Origin of the sequence: Geothrix sp. PMB-07, from assembly GCF_030758935.1 — a bacterium.
GTDB lineage: Bacteria > Acidobacteriota > Holophagae > Holophagales > Holophagaceae > Geothrix.
In genome coordinates this window covers 2,588,696-2,605,821 of record NZ_CP132333.1, presented here as the reverse complement: position 1 = coordinate 2,605,821, position 17,126 = coordinate 2,588,696, and the positions used below count along the sequence as shown (strand labels likewise).

Genomic DNA, 17,126 nt, shown 5'->3' with positions numbered 1-17,126 from the left:
GTCAGTTCAATGCGGCCAAGGATCCTTTCATTCGCGCCCATTCATGCCATTCGCGGTTCCTGCTGTTGATGCGCTTGAAGGCAAACGGCTTCAGTCCTCGTCGCGGTCTGCTTCCTCGCCGCAGAACCTTTGGGGTGCGAAGCCCGGCAGCTCGTTGTCGCTGAAGGCGAACACGAAGAACTGATTGGGATTCGCAGCGCCCGTGGGATGCAGGCTGTCCGTGATCACGGCGCTGAAATCGTTGTCGTTGGCCAGGAAGAGGGTGTGCTTTGAGGTGCCATCCACCTGCACATCCGGGCCGAAGGCGAGGCCCTCCAGTTTGGCGGGGATCTGCTCGGGGGAGTACCCCTGGGCGCCCAAGGCGGCCACCACATCCAGGAACAGGCTCTTGGTCACAGCCTTGCCCGCGAGGTTGGCGGCGCCGATCAGGCCGCTCACGTCCTGGGCTCCGTTCAGGTCGATGCGGTAGATGCGCTTGTAGCCTGCGGCGGAGCCGTCGCCGAGTCCCTTGCCATCCCGTTCATCAACCAGGAATTCGTGCTCGTTGATGGCGAGCAGTTCGCTCACGGTGGGGTATTTGGGTTTGGCGGCAGTGCCGATGTTGGTGAGCTCGTAGGCGTACTCCCGGGTGGCGCCGGTGCGGAGGTTCACCGCCACGAGGCGGATGAAGGGGGCGTTGGTGCCGCCATCCTGAAGCAGGGGGCTCTGCATGGCGCCGACCAGGGTCCGTCCGTCCGGGGTGATGGCCAGGCCCTCCATGCCCTTGTTGGCGACCCGGCCAGCGGTGTTGCCGCTGATCTCGACGTCGCCCCTGGGGCTCAGGTTGTGCACGGCGAACTTGGCGGGCAACTGGAAGGCGCGCACCCGTCGGCCGCTGTGGCGGTCAAACTGGTAGAGGAAGGGGCCGTACTCATCCGAAATGAACACGCTGCGGCCATCGCGGGAGACACGGATGCCTTCGGGATCGAGGCGGCCGTTCAGGGGATGGGTGGAGGGCCGGGTGGCATCGAAGTTGTCCGAGCGGCCCGAGAAATAGAAGGTGTGGCGGGTGTTCAGGGCGGGCGCGCCACCGGGCAGGCCGTAGGCCTTGCCCGTTCCATAGACCAGTGGCTGGGAGCTGGAGAGCAGCGTCGTGTCCCGCAGCGAGGGCGTGAGCACGAAGGGCAGAGGCGAGCCGGGGTCGCTGGGCGCCAGGCTCAGATCCAGCGTGTGGAAGCGGGGGATGTAGGAAGCGGTGTCATCGACGGCGCTGTTGTAGGCCTTCGCGTTGGGCCCGCGATCGGGCAGGGCCAGGAAGGTGGTGCCACCGGCGTAGGCCAGGCCTGAACCAAGCCCGCCGAGGCGGTTGCCGGGGATGCCATTCTCAAGGGCCGGGGCAGTGACGTGGGCCAGATCTTCGTACTGGCCGCTCAGGCTGCCAATGGCGATGAGCTTGACTTGGGCCTGAGCCTGGGCGGCGGCCAGGGCGACCAGGAGGAGGGGCAGCAGGGACCGTGGGGTCATGGGATCTCCCGGGGGGAATCCCACCAGCCTGCACCGCGCCTGGAACAGCCAGGTTCGACCGGTGTGACGGTCCGGTGATCTCCTGGCGACGGACGGAGGATGCTATTTCGGGGCGGCGGGCTTGCCTGCCGCGATCCAGGCGCTGAGAACCGCTTCGCCCAGATGCTGTCCCGCGAGTTGGAGCTGCTGCCTCACCACGGGGCCCTGCTTGTCCCAGAGGATCGTCCAGTAGGCCTGGCCGCGCAGGGGGCCGCGATTGCCTGCGGGCGTGGTGCGATCGGCCTCCTGGTCGTCGGCCAGCAGCTGCGGCACCAGGCCGTACGAGGCCCGCAGCCACTCCCAGGGGCGCTTCAGGAAGGCGGGATCCGGCTGGGCCGTGGGAACGGAAAGGGATTCCACCGAGATGTAGCGCTCCACCAGGCCGCTTTCCCAGCGGCTGTGGATGCCCTTCTGGTCGGTGAGCTGGCCATCGTGATTCATGGTGGTGTGCAGGGGCACATGAGCATCGCCGATGTAGTGGCCGAGGATGGCCGTGGCCAGGGCCACTTTGGCCGGGTCGCCCTCCTTGAACGCCGCCACCAGATCCCGCCACCGGTCCTGGATGATCCAGGGCACGGTGCCGCGGCGGGCATAGTCACCGCCCAGCAGGGCTTGAGCCTCCTCCTGGCCGTGGGGCAGATGGTCAGGGCCGCCGTAGGGCTCCATGTCCAGGAAGTGGCGGGGGCCTTCTTTGCGATCCTGCTTCCAGTGATCTGGGTCCGAGGCATGGTCGGCCACCTCGGCCTCGCGCCCGCGGAACCAGTCGCCGGGCTCCTTGGGCAGGGAGCGCAGGGCCAGGATCGACACGACGCGATGCCCCTTGTCGCCCCAGGCCCCCAGGGGCAGAGCGACCAGGCAGGCGGCCATCAGCGATGCCTTCAGCAGGGGACGACTCAAGGGCCTACTCAGGGATGGTCCCCGTGCGGTCCCAGCGGGTGCGGGTGAAGAAGTGGCGGGCGGCGTCGATGAAATCCGAGGCCACGTCCACCGGGCCTTCGGGCACATGGCCGTTGTCGTTGTCCGTATCGCCTTCGCGGAAACTCCACCACACGATGAAGGGCCGACCCCGCAGATGATCCATGGGCAGGAAGCCCCAATAGCGGCTGTCCATGCTGTTGTCGCGGTTGTCACCCATGGCGAAGACATGCCCCGGCGGCACGGTGATGGGACCCAGCTGGTCCTTGAACCCGTTCTGGATGAGGCTGTTCATCCCCTGTATCTGGTTGTGGTCGTGGAGCGCGAGCACCTCCGCGTCGGTGTGGCGCCACAGCCCCAGCGGATGTTCGGCTTCCCCGGCGTAGCGCTGGGGCGGCCACGGGCCCGGGGTGGGGCCCTCGGGGCTCTGGCCAAACTGATGCTCAAAGGGGCCCGTGACCTGCTTGCCGTTCACGTAGAGGCGTTTGTTGCGCATCTCCACCGTATCGCCCGCCAGGGCCACGCAGCGTTTGACGTAGTCCTGGTCGCGGTCGATGGGGTAGCGGAACACGATGATGTCGCCGCGCTTTACGGCGCGCATGGGGAAGAGCTTCTCCTCCCAGGCCCACTGGGGCTGGGCGAAGATGAACTTGTTGGCCAGCAGGTGGTCGCCGATCATGAGCGTGTTGCGCATGGAAGCCGAGGGGATCTTGAACTGCTGGCCGACGAAGGCCTTGAAGAACAGGATCAGCACCATGGCGAAGCAGATCACTTCGAGGTTGTCGCGGACCGCGCCCTTTTCGGCCCCGGGGGGCAGGACAATCTCAAGCTCTTCCTGGCTGGCATTCTTTGGGGATTCGGTCACGGGGGCTCCGGTGGAGGCTCTCAGGAGCGTTTGATGGCGGGAATGTCGGTGAAGCCGCGGGCCACGAGGCGGCTGATGGTCACCCAGGCGCCATCGCGCTGTTCACGCGATTCCACTTCGCCGAGGTTGGGCAGGTAGAGGGTTCTCCGTACCAACCCCTTGGGTGTGCGTGCCTCCACCCAGTAGCCCACGGGATCAGCCGTGGCGGGGAGGATCGTGGCGCCCTCCCAGGTGGCTCGACCCATCAGGCGAAATTGAATGCCGTGATCCGTCCACTGATCGACGGCAGGGAAACCGGCGGGAAGGATTTGCCGAACAACCTCGCCTTGGCCGTCGACCAGGGCGATGCCGCCCCGATCGTATTTGAAGGTCAGGGGCAGTTGGCCCTGGCTGCTGGCCATATCCACCTGGATGAGGGAGGGGCTGCCAGGTGTGAAGGTCGCCTTGGCGACCCGCACCTGCAGGCGCTCAGCCGAGCGCTTTGGCTGAGGCGCGGAGGGATCCTCGTAGTTGAGGGTGAGGCCTTCTTCCCAGGGACCGAAGACCGGCGCCGCCGTCCGCGGCTGGCAGGCCAGCAGCAGAAGGAGGGCCGCAGGCGCCAGGCGGGCCAGGCGCGAGCGCATCAGCGGTGGCCCTTGTTGAATTTGGCCATCAGATCGGTCAGCGAGGCGCCCGAAGCGGCCACGGCGGGTTCGCGGTTGGTCTGGGGCGGACGGGAGTCCCGCTCGGGTCGCGGAGGCCGGGCATCCTGGGGCCGCGGCGGACGTGGGCCCTCGGGCCTGGGCGGCCGGGGGCCTTCAGGCCGGAAGCCCTGGGGTCGGGCGCCTTGGGGGCGCTGACCTTCGGGGCGCGGAGGCCTTGGTCCTTCGGGACGGGGTGGCCGGGGGGCGCCCTGGGGGCGACCTTGCTGGCCCTCAGATCGGGGCGGACGACGGCGGTGCTGCTGGGGCTGTCCAGCACCTTCGGGTGCGGCCAGGGTGGCCTTGATGGACAGGGCGATGCGCTTGGCCTCCAGATCGACGGCCAGCACCTTCACCTTCACGGCCTGACCCACGCTGAGGGCATCGGCGGGGTTCTTCACATAGCGGTGGGCGATTTCGGAGAGGTGCACCAGGCCATCCTGGTGGACGCCGATGTCGACGAAGGCGCCGAAATCCGTGACGTTGGTGACGATGCCCTGCAGCTCCATCCCCACTTCCAGGTCGCTGGGCTTGTTGACGCCCTCGCGGAACTGGACGATCTCGAACTGGTGGCGGGGATCGCGGCCGGGCTTCTTCAGCTCGCCCAGGATGTCTTTCACCGTTTCGATGCCGAATTTCTCATCGACGAGCAGTTTGGGGTCCAGGGCATCCAGCACCGCATCGTTGCCCAGGAGCTCGGGCACGGTCTTGCCCGCCAGCTGGCAGATGCGCTGCACCACAGGGTAGCTTTCCGGGTGGACGGCGGAGGCATCCAGCGGATCCTCGCCATCACGGATGCGCAGGAAGCCTGCGGACTGCTGGAAGGCCTTGGCGCCGAAGCGACTTACTTCCAGAAGCTGCTCGCGGCGCTTGAAGGCGCCGTGTTCGAAGCGGTGCGACACGATGCTCTTGGCCAGGCCTTCGCCGATGCCCGCCACGTAGGCCAGCAGCTTGTAAGAGGCGCTGTTGAGATCGACACCGACGCGGTTCACGCAGCTTTCCACCACGTCATCCAGGCCCTTCTTGAGGGAGGTCTGGTTCACATCGTGTTGGTACTGGCCCACGCCGATGCTCTTGGGATCCACCTTCACCAGCTCGGCCAGGGGATCCTGGAAGCGGCGGGCGATGCTCACGGCGCCGCGCACGGTGACGTCATGCTCGGGGAATTCCTCGCGGGCGATGTCACTGGCGGAGTAGACGGAAGCGCCCGCCTCGCTCACGCTCACGCAGATGAGGTTGGTGCGGTTGGTCTCCCGCAGCCACTCGCGGATGAAGGCTTCCACCTCGCGGCCGCCGGTGCCGTTGCCGATGGCGATGGCTTCGACGGGGTTGCCGGTGCAGAGCTTCTCGAGGATGGCGCGGCTGCCCTCCAGGTCGCGCTTGGGCTCCAGGGGGTAGATCACGTCGTTCTGCACGAGCTGGCCCAGGCGGTTGATGACCACCAGCTTGCAGCCGGTGCGGATGCCGGGGTCCACGCCAAGGGTGCAGCGCTGGCCCGCGGGGGGCGCCAGCAGCAGGTGGTCCAGGTTGGTCTGGAAGACCTTGATGGCCTCGAGGTCGGCCTTCTTCTTGGCCTCGTACCGCACTTCGGATTCGATGGTGGGGGCCAGCAGCCGGTCGAAGGCATCGCCGCAGACTTCGTTGAGGCAGCGGCGATAACCGCTGGCGGGGTTGACCTCGACCTTGGAGACCAGCTGGCTGACAAGGTTCTCGCGTTCCACCAGGAGCTTCACCGTGAGGATCTCCTCCTTCTCGCCGCGGCGCAGCGCCAGCAGACGGTGGCTGGGGATCTTGCGGATGGGCTCGGAGAATTCAAAGTAGGGCTTGAAGCGCAGCGCGGCCTGATCGGCCTTGCGCTCTTCCCGGATGACGGAGTGCATGACGCCCTGCTCGTGGAATTCCAGGCGCAGCCAGGCGCGGATGGCGGCATCCTCGGCCAGGCGCTCAGCCAGGATGTGGCCAGCGCCCTCAAGGCATTCCGAAGGGGAACGCAGCCCATCCTCATCCTTGATGAAGGGCTCGCTGATGATGAAAGGATCAGCGCCAGTGGCATCGGCCAGCAGGGAATCCAGCAGGGGCTCCAGGCCGCGCTCGCGGGCCACGGTGGCCTTGGTGCGCTTCTTGGGCTTGTAGGGCAGGTAGAGATCTTCCAACTCGGCCTTCACCCAGGTGGTCTCGATCTTGGCCTTCAGTTCCGGGGTCAGCTTGCCCTGCTCGTCGATGGACTTGAGCACGGTCTTGCGGCGGTCCAGCAGGTCCTTGTAGTAGGCATGCCGATCCTCCACATTGCGGATGGCCACTTCATCGAGCGAGCCTGTGGCTTCCTTGCGGTACCGGGCGATGAAGGGAACGGTGTTGCCTTCATCCAGCAGCGCCACGATGGCGGCCACGCCCGCGCGGGGGAGCTTGAGCTCCTTGGCCATGAGGTCCAGCACCTGATCCACACTTGCTCCTTGCGATCTTTCCCAGCGGGAAGGGTGATCATACCAAGGACAGGCCGCTACTGCTTGGTCAGGCCCAAAGTGCGGTCTAGGAGATGCTTCAATTCCCCGTCGAAATCCACAGGAACCTTCACCACGTGGTTGACGCCCGCAGCCTTGGCGGAAAGCACGGCGCGCACATCCGGCGCCTGCATGAGCTGGAAAATGGGAACGCCTTCCAGTCGTCCCATCTTCCTCAGCCGCTGGGCCACTTCGTTCCCGGTGAGCGGCCCGATCTGCTGGTCCAGGAAGATGGCGTCGAGTTTGGCCTTCTTGGACAGTTCAAGCCCGTGGACGAGGTTCCGGGATTCAAAAAAGCAGGTGTACCCCCCCACGTGGAGCGTGCAGACGAAGATGCTGCGGTCGAGGTCATCGGGCATGATCACCAGGAACCGCTTGCCCCGGCGGCGCAGGCGGAGGAGACGGTCCTCGCTGGGGGCGCTGGGAGATTCCAGCGCGTCGAACACCGGGTCTCCAGGGGCATCCACTTCGTCTCCGAAGGCCGGATCGATGACCGCAGGCTCCGTGGAGGTTTCGGTCTCCTGATCGGAGGCATCCGGTTCCTCTTCGGGAGCCTCCTCCTCGCTGCCCCGCCGCTGCCGGGAAGGGAAGGCCCGCCCGAAGGTGGGCAGGCGGCGGAGCATGAACTTGTGGAGGTTGCCGTGATCGAGGCTGCCGATGCCTTCGAGGCGGATGCCCATGAGCACCGGCCCGCCGGCCGTGGAGGCACAGTAGCGGACTTCTCCGGAGCATTCGATGGTGGGCAGGTGTGGCAGGTTCATGATCCGCACGATCTGCAGTTCTTTTCCGGGCGGGAACAGTTCCGGGTGCAGCGCGAGGCGCTTGCTGCCCTGCACCTGGATGGCCTTTTCCATGCGGAGGCACAGGCCCTCCATGCTGATGTTCAGCAGCCGGCCGGAGGCCGCCACACCCTCGAAGAAACTCTCGAATACCGCCGCGCTCGCCTTCTCCCGGGATCCGATCCGGGTTCGCATGGCGCTGCGCCGGTCTGCGAAATGGACGGCCCGGGGGACCTTGAACAGGCTCTCCATGTAGCGGCCGCGATCATGGTAGGTGGCCTGGGCCTTGAATCTCATGCCCGCCAGGGGGAAGTTCAGCTCAACGGATTCACCTGGTTTCAGGCGGGGCACTTGGTGGGGAAAACTGAGGGAAAAGAGGAAATCCTGATCGTTCACGAGCTCCACCCGGGCGCTCAGCAAGGCTGGAGGGTCCGAAGGCACGTGGACCTGCAGGAGGGTCCGCAGGCGGGCCAGCTCCTCCAGATAAGCAAGAATCTGCTGTACGTCCATCTGGACGGGCTCACGATCTATATGATCGCTCTTTGCGAAGCCAAAACGCTTCAACATGAATTGTCCTTGGAGACCACCACACTAACGGGGCTCCAAGGGAAATGAAAGCCTTCTGCCAGAAGGCGAAAAGCACCTTAGTGATCGAGAATGACTTTCCGCCGGGCGCCTTCTGGAACCACTTCCAGAGCACGCAAATCCTTTTTCCAGCGGACCTGATCCAGCCCCGTGCCGATGACCACGGCCACGCAATCAGGGGCCGTTCCGTCCCCCTTCAGGGGAAGTGGGGAGATCTCCAGCCGGCCGTCCGCCAGCTGGAAGGCCCAGCGGTCGCTGCCGTCGTTGCGCCGCGCCCACCCGGCGAAGGCGCATACGCCCTTGGCGCGAAGCAGCCCACCCTGGGTTGCCGGGGCCAGCAGCAAGGCCTCCAGTGCCGCCGGGTCCACGGGATGGTCGAAGGCCAAATGGAAGGCCCGTGCCTCCGCGAAGCTGGTGCCAGCCGAGGCCTCCCAGCCTTCGGGCAGGGGCTGGACGTCTCCCAGCCAGGGATCTGGGCTGCCTTCCGGGGCCAGGCCCTGACGGGTCGCCACCATGGGGATCTGCTTGAAGGCTGCGCGCAGCTCGCTTTCCCAGGCCACGGCGCCGGATGGATCCAGATCGGCCTTGCTGAGGTGAATGAGGCTGGCCAGGGCAGCCTGGCGGTGCAGCAGCGGCTTGGTCTTCAGGTGGTCCACCGGGGCCAGGCAGGAGACCACCGTGAGCAGGCCCGCCAGCCGGAGGCGACCCGCCAGGTCGGGCTCCTGCTCCAGGTCGAGCAGGTCGGTGGGATCGGCCAGCCCCGTGGTTTCCAGCACCACCCGCTCGGGTCGCTGGCCCTGGGGCTGGTCGCACCAGGCCCGGAGCGTGGCCACGACGTCATCCCTCAGGCTGCAGCAGACACAGCCGTTCACCAGATTTTCCACACCGGCTAGCTCTGGGCGTTCCGCATCGACCAGGGTGCCGTCCACGCTGATGGCGCCGAATTCGTTGATGAGCACCGCCACCCGGCGGCCAGCTGCGACTTCGGCCTTCAGCAGGCGGTTCACCAAGGTGGTTTTTCCGGCGCCCAGGGGGCCGGTGACGATGAGGATGTCCAAGAGGGTGTTCAGAGGGTGGGTCGCGTCCATCCATCCATGATGCCGCTCGAATGCGAAATGTGAGAGCGTGGATGCGTGGATGCTCTCGACCTCAGCTACCGACTGGCGGTGTCCCTGGCCGGCGCCGTCGCCCGGGCCTGCGTCCGGGGCCTGCCCCCGGGCTGGCGTGTGCGCCTGGAGGCGCAGTGCCCGGATCTTTCGGCGGGCCGGTGGGTTTGGCTGCACGCGGTCAGTGTGGGCGAACTGCTGCTGGCGGATGGTCTGCTGTTGCGGCTGCGGGAGGCCGGGCACCGTGTTCACCTGAGCACGGGTACACCCGCGGGGTTGGAGTTGTTGGCACGACGCCTGCCACGATGGAACGCCGATACGGGCCTCATCACGGGCGGGGCCTTTCCCTTGGATGATGCCGCGGGGCTGGAGCCTTTCCTGCTTCGCCCCCCGGGAGTCTTCATCGCCCTGGAAACCGAACTTTGGCCGGGCCTGCTGCAGGCCCTGGAAACACAGGGCGTGCCGCGCCTGGTGGTCAATGGCAGGCTGACAGATAAATCCATGGACCGGGGTGGCGCCTGGTTGCGCCGGGCGGCCTCGCGGCTTACCCAAGTGGCGGCCCGGGATGAGGCCAGCGCTGAGGCTTTTCGGCGGCTGGGCGCACCCCAAGTGGCCCTGGGTGGAAACCTGAAGGCGGATCTGCCGCCGCCCAATCCCCTGCACCCTGGATGGAATGCCCTGCGCGCGGCATGGGCGGAGCACCCCATTCTGGTCGCGGGCAATACCGTGGAAGGCGAGGAGGCCATCCTCCTCAAGGCCTGGGAGGCTGCTCGTGCCCAGGTTCCCGGGCTGCGTCTGATCCTGGCGCCCCGCCAGCCTCGCCGTTTCGAGGGCGTGGCACAGGCCTTTGCCGCCCGTGGGTTGGCCTTCCGCCGGGCCTCTGACCCCTGGCCCGATGCCGCCGCCTTCGCCGCCACCGACGTTCTGCTGCTCGACACCCTGGGCGAGTTGTCTGCGGTCTACGCGGAGGGCACCGTGGCCCTGGTGGCTGGGGGCTGGACCACAGCCGGAGGGCACAACCCGCTGGAACCCGTGCGGGCAGGCGTTCCCACCCTGTTGGGCCCTGGGTTTACGAATTTCGAGGATCTGGTGCCGCCGCTGTTGGCGGCCGGAAGGCTGGAGGTGGTGGAAAGTGGCGCGATCGAGGAGCGTGTTCTGGCCGCCCTGCAGAGAGCGCCTCTGAGGCCGGGCCCGGCCCCATCCCTGCCGGAGGGCCTGGTTGGGGCTTTGGATCGAACCTGGGCATTGATCGAGCCTCATTTGCCCCGGCTTGGATAGAATCGCTCCAACGGAGCCGTCATGAATCGCAAGGCCACGCATATCCTCCTCATTGATGACGATGTGGCGGTGCTGGACATGGTCCAGTCAGCCCTGGCCCACTACGGCATGGAGGTGCATGCCTACTCAGAGGCGGCCCAGGCGCTGGAACTCATCCAGAATCCCGCCGCGCCGGAATTCGATCTGGTGATTTCGGACATCAACATGGAGGGGCTGGATGGGTTCGACGTCATCCACAAGGTGAAGTCCACCCATCCGCGCCTGCCGGTGGTGCTGATGACGGGCCAGGCCTCCGTGGACTACGCCATCCGGGCCATGCGCCTGGGCGCCGCGAACCTGTTCATGAAGCCCATTGCCATCCGCGACCTGGTGCAGAGCGTCTTCCACCTGGTGGATCTGCACCGGGACTTCCGCCTGGCCGATGACGGACTGCGGGGCCTGGTGAACGAGCGGCGCCACTTCCTCTTTCGATCCGACGAGCTCAACGTGCCCAGCCTCGTGCGGCACCTCACGGACCGCCTGGTGCCCATGGGTTTCGCCTCCACCAGCAACCTGGATGTCATCGCCATGGCCTTTCACGAAGCCCTGGTGAACGCTCTGGAGCATGGCAACCTGGAACTGGATTCCAGCCTCAAGGGCGACCTCTTCGCAAAGGAGGATCCCTATGGGCTTCTGCGGGACCAGCGCATGGCCGATCAGGCCTACGCAGGCCGCCTCATCGAGGTGCGCCTGGCCATGGACACCGAGCGCTTCGAAGTGGAGATCAGCGACGAAGGCAAGGGCTTCGATGCCAGCAAGCTGTCGCCCCTGCGCGGCGATTCCGAAATGGCACCTCACTGTGGGCGCGGCCTGCCATTGATCATGCTGGTGATGGATGAAGTCCATTTCAGTGACAAGGGCAATCAGATCCGGCTGGTGCTGCGGAGGAAGTAAGGCACTTCGCGCGACAACAAAAAACGCGGCCCTGGCCGCGTTTTTTGCAGGGTGAAAAGCCGGTTCTTAGAACGCGCCTTCCACGAAGGCCTTGAGCTGGGGCTTGGGCTGGCCACCCACGAGCTTGTTCACAGGCTTGCCGTCCTTGAACACGATGAGGGTGGGGATGCTCATGATGCCGAACTGGCCGGCCACCTGCGGGTTGTCGTCCACGTTCATCTTCACGAACTTGGCCTTGCCCTGCATTTCAGCGGCCAGCTCATCGAGGACGGGGGCGATCATCTTGCAGGGGCCGCACCAGGGGGCCCAGAAATCCACCAGGGTCACCCCCTGGGCAACCGCCTGGGGGAACTCGGCGTCGGTGATGTGCGCAACGAGGTCGGACATGGGAACTCCTTTCAAGTTCGGTCAGGGTACGGGAAGGGGGCCGTCGGGATTGGAGCCCCCCCATTGGGCGATGGTGAAAATGCTCATGTAGCGTTCGTTGGTTTCGCGCAGGCGCTGGGCGAGGACTTCGCATAGGGCATAGAGGATCTTCAGCGCGATGTGGTGCTGCACTTCGATGAGGGCCCGCAGATCCTGCAGCGGGATGAAGAACAGCTCGGTGGCCTCATTGGCGATGGCATCTGCGGCCCGGGCGGAGACATCGATGAGGGCCATCTCGCCGAAAAAGGCCGGCGGTTCCAGCACGGCCAGGGCCTCCTCGCCCGTGGCGCTCTGCTTGGAGATGCGCACCGAGCCCTTCACCACGATGTAGAGGCCATCGCCTGCATCCCCTTCCCGGAACAGCACCTCACCGGCCTGGCAGGAACGCCTTTGGCCGATGAAGAGGATCTGGGCGCGCTCCGTCTCGTCCAGGTTCCTGAACAGGGGAGACTGGGTCAGGAAGGTGGCGTCGATCAACGCTTATCCAGAGTGGGCTTATCCGGGGAGGAATGAGCTGCGGCGGGTTCCAATGGCACGTGGGCGCAAAGGTCGAGGCCGAAGCCACGGAGGCCAATGTACTTGGTTTCATGGCGGCTGAGGAGGCGCATTTTCCCGATGCCGATCTGCCTCAGAATCTGGGCGCCCACGCCGAAATCCCGGTCGCTCATGGCCTGGGCCTGCACCGGGCCCTCGTCGGCCACACCGGGCGTGTGGGCATGGCGGCGCAGGTAGACCAGTGCTCCGCGACCCTCCTTGGCCAGCACGCCCATGGCCTTCTGGAACAGGCCGGATTCGAAGCCGTGGAGGTCGTCGGGCAGGGTTTCCACATGCACCCGCACCAGGGGCGGCTCGCCGCCCGCGGCCAGATCGCCGAGCACGAAGGCCAGGTGGCTGCCGCCATCCAGCAGGCTCTGGAAGCGGTGGACCTTCAACTCGCCCCAGATGCTGGTCATGGTGCGGGTTTCCAGGGGCTTCACCAGGGGCTCCTGGCGCAGGCGGTAGGCCACCAGATCGGCCACGGTGACCAGGGGCAGGCCGTGCTTCTGGCAGAAGGGCACGAGGTCCGGCACCCGGGCCATGGTGCCGTCATCCTTCATGATTTCGCAGATGACGCCGCTGGGGTGGAGGCCCGCCAGGCGCGCCAGATCCACGCTGGCCTCGGTCTGCCCAGTGCGGGTGAGCACGCCGCCGGGACGGGCGCGCAGGGGGAAGACGTGGCCGGGCTTCACAAAATGCTGGGGTTTGGCGTCCGGGGCAATGAGGGCCTCGATGGTCCGGGAGCGGTCCTGGGCGCTGATGCCCGTGGTGGTGCCCTCCCGGGCTTCCACGGAGACGCAGAAAGCGGTCTCGAAGGGGCTGGTGTTGTCTCGGACCATGAGGGGGATCTGGAGCTTGTCCAGGAGGGGCCCCTCGAAGGCGGCGCAGATGAGGCCGCGGCCATGGGTGGCCATGAAGGCGATGGCTTCCGGGCTCACATGCTCGGCCGCCAGGGTGAGATCACCTTCGTTTTCCCGGTCCTCGTCATCCACCACCACGACCATGCGGCCCTGGCGGATGGCTTCGATGGCTTCCTCAATGGAAGCGAAAGGGGAGTCGGGGCGGGCGCTCATAGGACATCCAGCATCGCTCATGAGACCTTCCTGGGGAAGTGCGCACTACGAGGTGTGGACGCACTCCGTGGTATGGTTGGGCATCCGATTCATCTTCCCCGAGAGGAACAACCCATGTCCCAGGGTGTGATCCAAGGCTCCATGCGCGAGGCGCCGCTGCCCGACATCATCCAGCTTGTCAGCCAGGGCGGGAAGTCCGGTTGTTTCCATGTGCAGCAGGAGGCCTCACGGGCCCGCATCTACCTGAAGGACGGACGCATCATCCACGCGGTCACCCATGCCGGGGAGGGATTCGAGGCCCTCATGGAAGTGGCCCTGTGGCTGGATGGCACCTACCGTTTCGAGGAGGAGGCGGCTGAAGTGACTGCCACCATCACCAAGCCCAACGCCTCCATCCTGATGGAGTTGGGACGCCGGATGGATGAATGGCGCGTCATCAGCCAGAAAGTCCCTTCGGTGGAGCTCTACCCCGCCTCCACCCTTCTGCCCGGGGAAACGGCGCAGGGGGTGAATCCCCGCGAAGCCAAGCTGCTGGGCCTGGCCACAGGCTATTACACCGTGGCGGAGCTGGCTGAAGTCCTGCAGAAACCCGTGCTCAATGTGGCCAAGGATCTCTATGGCCTGGTCATGGCCGGCCACCTGGTGATGAAGGGCATCCGCTCCGGCAAGGCTCCGAAGGTGGAAGCCCCCGTGGAAGCCCCGGCAAGGGAATTGGTGCCGGCCTCGGCGATGTTCGCCGCCTCCGGGCCCGTGACTCCCCAGTTCCCGGAAGAGGAAACAGCCATTGTCCGCATCCAGGCGCCGCCTCCGCTGCCCCGGATGGGTGGCTTTCCCGAGAACGAGGAGCCGTTGCCGGAAACGGTGGGCGGCGGCGTGGCTGGAGGGGTGCCCCTGACCCCTCCTCCTCCCTCCCAGGCGCAAGGGACGGCTCCCAAGCCTGCGCCCATGGACGATCCCCAGCGCATGGTCAAGCTCATGAACTTCACCCAGCGCATCGCCCAGGCCGCCAAGATGGTGCTGCCCGAAGCGCAGCATGAAATGGTGAACCGGCTCCAGGCCAAGGCCACCCAGCAGATCATTTCCGGAGATGGCCCCGAGGCCGTCAAGGGCTTGGCCCTGGCCATCAGCCGGGGCGCGGTGGATGCGGGCTGCGACGCGGACATGGTTCGCACCTTGAACACCCACCTCAAGGCCCTCTTCTCCACCAAATAGGTTCCCGATGACATCCCGTCTGTTCCTCGGCCTCGCGGCCACCTTGTTGTTGTTGACTGCGGGATGCAAGGAGCCGGATGGCTCTTCGGGGGGCACCAGCGGCGCGGCCCTGTACGCCTTCGATTCCACCACCAACGCGGTGTTCATCTGGAAGGACGTGAGCGCGGTCTATGACGCCACGACCACGCCCTCTCCCAGCTTTCAGATCACCTCCAGCCTCTTCAGCAAGGTGTCCAGCCTGGCCTGGGGTGGCCTCGCCTTTGATCGGCAGCGGGGCATCCTCTACCTGGTGTCCGATACCGGCACCATCGTGCGGGTGAACAACATCCGCTCCCAGTCGGGCGCCGTGCCCAATGGCGAGGTCTACTCCTTCAGCCTCGCTAGCACGGGTCGACTCACCAATGGGAAGTTCGGACAGATCGCTCTGGATCCTCAGAACGACACCCTCTTCATCACCGAAACCGGAGACAGCAACACGCAGATCTGGGTGGTGGCCAGCGCCAGCGCCCAGATCCAGGATGCCACCGTCGCCCTGCAGGCCTTGCAGATGAGCGGCGATTCGGGCGGCACCGGCGTGGCCGCTGCCAGTGGGACGGTCTATGCCTTCATGAAGGATGGCGGCACTGTGGGCACCGATGCGCTCACCGGACCCCGCCTCCGCAAGGGCAACGCGGTCTCCTTCGACGCCTCCCAGGTGATCCTGGGCAGCTCAACCACCTTGGGCATCTACGGCAGTCTGGCCCTGGACACGGGCAATGGCTACCTCTTCGTGGCCCGCCACAACACCGATGCCGCCAGCACGGCGGCGCCCATCCAGGCCTTCCGCACAGGCCAGTTCGGACTCTCCTATAACCAGGCACCCGCGCTCACCGTGGGCACCGCTGCGGGCCAGCCGGACCTGCGCGTGCTTTCCCATCCGGGCACCAAGGATTGGCTGGTGGGTCTGCGCGGCAACGGCACCACCGGCTACAACACCATCTACCTCTGGAAATCGCCTCTGGGCGGGACGGCGGCCAAGGTGGCCACCGCTGCCAGTGGCAGCGTGTTCAAGGGCGTTGCCGTGGATGGGAACGCCTCGTGACGAGCCTGCGCCTGCTGGGGCTGCTGCTGCAGGATGTGCTCCGGGATCTCTTCCGGCACCGCGGCCAGTACGTGCTCGCCGTGCTCACCCTGGCCTCCGGCCTGCTGCTGGCGGGCGGTGGCCTGCTGTTGGTGGAGAGCCTCGACCGTTTCGTGGGCCGCCTGGAGGGCATGGCCAAGGTGGTGGTCTACGCCGCCGAAGGCCGCACCCTGGATGAAACGGCGGCGAAGCTGAAGCGGGATCCGCGCTTTCGCGAGGTGCGGCGCATGACCGCCGAGGAAAACCGGCAGCGGTTCATGGCGGCCACCCGCGAAGCAGGGCTGCTGCTGGAAAGCGCGGGCAAGGACGCCCTTCCCGAAAGCATCGAGCTGAGCCTTCGCCCGGATCTGGCTACGGGGGCCCGGGCCGTGGAAGTGGCTGAAAGCCTGCGCAGCTTGCCCGGCGTGGGGGATGTCCTGGCCGATCAGGAGCGTCTGGAGAACCTGCAGCGCATGGCGCGCATGCTGCGTTCGGCCCTCACCACCCTGGGCGTGCTGCTGCTGCTGGCCGCGGGCTTCGCCACGGGCAACGTCATCCGCATGAGCATCCTCGCCCGGGAAGAAGAGATCACCATCATGCGGCTCGTGGGCGCTTCCGAATCCTTCATCCGCACGCCGCTGCTGCTGGAGGGCGCGTTCCTGGGCGTCGGTGGCAGCCTCATCGCGCTGCTGGGGCTCTTCGCCCTTTGGCTTCCCCTGTCCCGCGGCGTGGGCGGCCTCTCGCCCATGCTGGTGGAACTGGCGCGGCTCGGGTTCTTCTCCTGGATCAGCATGTTCCTGCTCACGTTTGTTGGGGCGGCCACGGGCGCCCTGGGCGCCCTGTGGGCCTTCTGGACCACCCGCAAGGCCCAGCGCGAAGAAGCCGCGCTCATGGAGAGTGCGGGCTGATCAGAACGCTTCACCACCGAGCCACTGAGGTCACGGAGGAAAACACGGAGTGAAGGGAGCTTCAATTCTCCACGGCCCTCGGTGCTCGGTGTGCCTCCGTGGTGAATCAGTTTTTCCAGCGCCGCGGATCGGCCTCTGAAAGCCCCAGCTGATCCAGCACGCGGGTGGCGAAGGTGTCGAAGAGGTCCTCCAGCGATTTCGGGCCGCTGTAGAAGCCCGGCATGATGGGCATCACCACAGCGCCGGCATCGTGGAGGCGCAGCATGTTCTCCAGGTGGATGCGATTGAGCGGCGTTTCGCGCAGGCAGATCACGAGGGGGCGGCGCTCTTTGAGGCACACATCCGCGGCGCGGCTCACCAGGGATTCGCTCACGCCCGAGGCGATGCGCCCCATGGCGCCCGCGCTGCAGGGCACGATGGCCATGCCGTCGTGGCGGTGGGAGCCAGACGAGATATCGGCGCCGAGGTCGCGCTCGTCCCGCAGGCTCACCTTGGGGAGGGCCGCCAGTTCCTTGGGCGTCAGGCCTGTTTCATCCAGGAGGCAGCGCTTCCCCGTGGGCGAGAGCAGCAGCGCCACCTGCTCCACCAGCGGACTGGCGGAGAGGCGCCGCAGCGCCGCCACCCCGAAGGCGGAGCCGGAAGCACCGGTGATGGCGAGGGTGAAGCGGAGGCCCATGTTGGCTCCCA

16 protein-coding genes are annotated in these 17,126 nt (G+C 66.3%); 5 read left to right on the top strand and 11 right to left on the bottom strand.

Annotation, left to right across the window (positions count from 1 at the left end; translation table 11 throughout):
* Positions 1-90: 90 nt before the first annotated feature.
* From Q9293_RS11590 to Q9293_RS11560, 7 genes are all read right to left on the bottom strand, one after another.
* Positions 91-1,503, bottom strand: coding sequence for an esterase-like activity of phytase family protein (locus Q9293_RS11590; protein WP_306246621.1), 1,413 nt, complete (start codon positions 1,501-1,503; stop codon positions 91-93).
* Positions 1,504-1,605: 102 nt separating this feature from the next.
* Complete coding sequence (locus Q9293_RS11585; protein WP_306246619.1) at positions 1,606-2,439, bottom strand: S1/P1 nuclease; 834 nt, start codon at positions 2,437-2,439, stop codon at positions 1,606-1,608.
* Positions 2,440-2,443: 4 nt separating this feature from the next.
* On the bottom strand, positions 2,444-3,322 hold the full coding sequence (gene lepB, locus Q9293_RS11580) for a signal peptidase I (RefSeq protein WP_306246617.1): 879 nt from the start codon (positions 3,320-3,322) through the stop codon (positions 2,444-2,446).
* A 20-nt stretch (positions 3,323-3,342) separates the two neighbouring features.
* Positions 3,343-3,945 (bottom strand): hypothetical protein, encoded by a 603-nt coding sequence (locus Q9293_RS11575; RefSeq protein ID WP_306246615.1) that lies wholly within the window; start codon positions 3,943-3,945, stop codon positions 3,343-3,345.
* On the bottom strand, positions 3,945-6,425 hold the full coding sequence (locus tag Q9293_RS11570; protein ID WP_372342208.1) for a Tex family protein: 2,481 nt from the start codon (positions 6,423-6,425) through the stop codon (positions 3,945-3,947). Before Q9293_RS11570 ends, Q9293_RS11575 begins: the two co-directional genes overlap by 1 nt.
* Before the next feature lie 77 nt (positions 6,426-6,502).
* On the bottom strand, positions 6,503-7,849 hold the full coding sequence (locus tag Q9293_RS11565; RefSeq protein WP_306246611.1) for a response regulator: 1,347 nt from the start codon (positions 7,847-7,849) through the stop codon (positions 6,503-6,505).
* 77 nt (positions 7,850-7,926) lie between these two features.
* Positions 7,927-8,955, bottom strand: a complete 1,029-nt coding sequence (locus Q9293_RS11560) for a GTP-binding protein (protein WP_306246608.1) — start codon at positions 8,953-8,955, stop codon at positions 7,927-7,929.
* Between the two features lie 45 nt (positions 8,956-9,000).
* Between Q9293_RS11560 and Q9293_RS11555 the strand changes: the two genes are divergently transcribed.
* Both Q9293_RS11555 and Q9293_RS11550 read left to right on the top strand, forming a co-directional pair.
* Positions 9,001-10,251, top strand: coding sequence for a 3-deoxy-D-manno-octulosonic acid transferase (locus Q9293_RS11555; protein ID WP_306246606.1), 1,251 nt, complete (start codon positions 9,001-9,003; stop codon positions 10,249-10,251).
* Positions 10,252-10,272: 21 nt separating this feature from the next.
* Complete coding sequence (locus Q9293_RS11550; RefSeq protein ID WP_306246604.1) at positions 10,273-11,184, top strand: response regulator; 912 nt, start codon at positions 10,273-10,275, stop codon at positions 11,182-11,184.
* Between the two features lie 66 nt (positions 11,185-11,250).
* On the opposite strand, the gene trxA is transcribed toward Q9293_RS11550, so the two are convergent.
* Genes trxA through ribB form a run of 3 tightly spaced genes read right to left on the bottom strand, consistent with a single transcriptional unit; the run spans position 11,251 to position 13,220 of the window.
* Complete coding sequence (gene trxA, locus Q9293_RS11545) at positions 11,251-11,571, bottom strand: thioredoxin (RefSeq protein WP_306246602.1); 321 nt, start codon at positions 11,569-11,571, stop codon at positions 11,251-11,253.
* Positions 11,572-11,592: 21 nt separating this feature from the next.
* On the bottom strand, positions 11,593-12,087 hold the full coding sequence (locus Q9293_RS11540; protein ID WP_306246600.1) for a Crp/Fnr family transcriptional regulator: 495 nt from the start codon (positions 12,085-12,087) through the stop codon (positions 11,593-11,595).
* On the bottom strand, positions 12,084-13,220 hold the full coding sequence (gene ribB / locus Q9293_RS11535) for a 3,4-dihydroxy-2-butanone-4-phosphate synthase (RefSeq protein ID WP_306246598.1): 1,137 nt from the start codon (positions 13,218-13,220) through the stop codon (positions 12,084-12,086). Before ribB ends, Q9293_RS11540 begins: the two co-directional genes overlap by 4 nt.
* Before the next feature lie 114 nt (positions 13,221-13,334).
* On the opposite strand from ribB, the gene Q9293_RS11530 reads away from it, so the two are divergent.
* Genes Q9293_RS11530 through Q9293_RS11520 form a run of 3 tightly spaced genes read left to right on the top strand, consistent with a single transcriptional unit; the run spans position 13,335 to position 16,439 of the window.
* A complete protein-coding gene (locus tag Q9293_RS11530; protein WP_306246596.1) occupies positions 13,335-14,432 on the top strand; it encodes a DUF4388 domain-containing protein in 1,098 nt (365 codons plus the stop codon).
* Between the two features lie 7 nt (positions 14,433-14,439).
* Positions 14,440-15,513: a hypothetical protein gene (locus Q9293_RS11525; protein ID WP_306246593.1), complete on the top strand. Its 1,074-nt coding sequence runs from the start codon at positions 14,440-14,442 to the stop codon at positions 15,511-15,513.
* Entirely contained in the window at positions 15,510-16,439 is a 930-nt protein-coding gene (locus Q9293_RS11520) for an ABC transporter permease (RefSeq protein WP_306246591.1), read from the top strand. The genes Q9293_RS11525 and Q9293_RS11520 overlap by 4 nt, the downstream gene beginning before the upstream one ends.
* Before the next feature lie 106 nt (positions 16,440-16,545).
* Here Q9293_RS11520 and Q9293_RS11515 read toward each other — a convergent pair whose 3' ends face one another.
* The gene (locus Q9293_RS11515) at positions 16,546-17,115 is read right to left on the bottom strand and encodes a UbiX family flavin prenyltransferase (RefSeq protein WP_306246589.1); all 570 of its coding nucleotides are present in this window, start codon (positions 17,113-17,115) and stop codon (positions 16,546-16,548) included.
* Between the last annotated feature and the right edge of the window lie 11 nt (positions 17,116-17,126).

Excerpts from the sequence above, each read along its gene's own strand:
- Q9293_RS11565 (WP_306246611.1), bottom strand. The coding sequence starts at position 7,849 with ATGTTGAAGCGTTTTGGCTTCGCAAAGAGCGATCATATAGATCGTGAG.
- trxA (WP_306246602.1), bottom strand. The coding sequence starts at position 11,571 with ATGTCCGACCTCGTTGCGCACATCACCGACGCCGAGTTCCCCCAGGCG.
- Q9293_RS11590 (WP_306246621.1), bottom strand. The coding sequence starts at position 1,503 with ATGACCCCACGGTCCCTGCTGCCCCTCCTCCTGGTCGCCCTGGCCGCC.
- Q9293_RS11530 (WP_306246596.1), top strand. The coding sequence starts at position 13,335 with ATGTCCCAGGGTGTGATCCAAGGCTCCATGCGCGAGGCGCCGCTGCCC.
- Q9293_RS11525 (WP_306246593.1), top strand. The coding sequence starts at position 14,440 with ATGACATCCCGTCTGTTCCTCGGCCTCGCGGCCACCTTGTTGTTGTTG.
- Q9293_RS11570 (WP_372342208.1), bottom strand. The coding sequence starts at position 6,425 with ATGGCCAAGGAGCTCAAGCTCCCCCGCGCGGGCGTGGCCGCCATCGTG.
- Q9293_RS11560 (WP_306246608.1), bottom strand. The coding sequence starts at position 8,955 with ATGGACGCGACCCACCCTCTGAACACCCTCTTGGACATCCTCATCGTC.
- Q9293_RS11550 (WP_306246604.1), top strand. The coding sequence starts at position 10,273 with ATGAATCGCAAGGCCACGCATATCCTCCTCATTGATGACGATGTGGCG.
- ribB (WP_306246598.1), bottom strand. The coding sequence starts at position 13,220 with ATGAGCGCCCGCCCCGACTCCCCTTTCGCTTCCATTGAGGAAGCCATC.
- Q9293_RS11515 (WP_306246589.1), bottom strand. The coding sequence starts at position 17,115 with ATGGGCCTCCGCTTCACCCTCGCCATCACCGGTGCTTCCGGCTCCGCC.
- Q9293_RS11575 (WP_306246615.1), bottom strand. The coding sequence starts at position 3,945 with ATGCGCTCGCGCCTGGCCCGCCTGGCGCCTGCGGCCCTCCTTCTGCTG.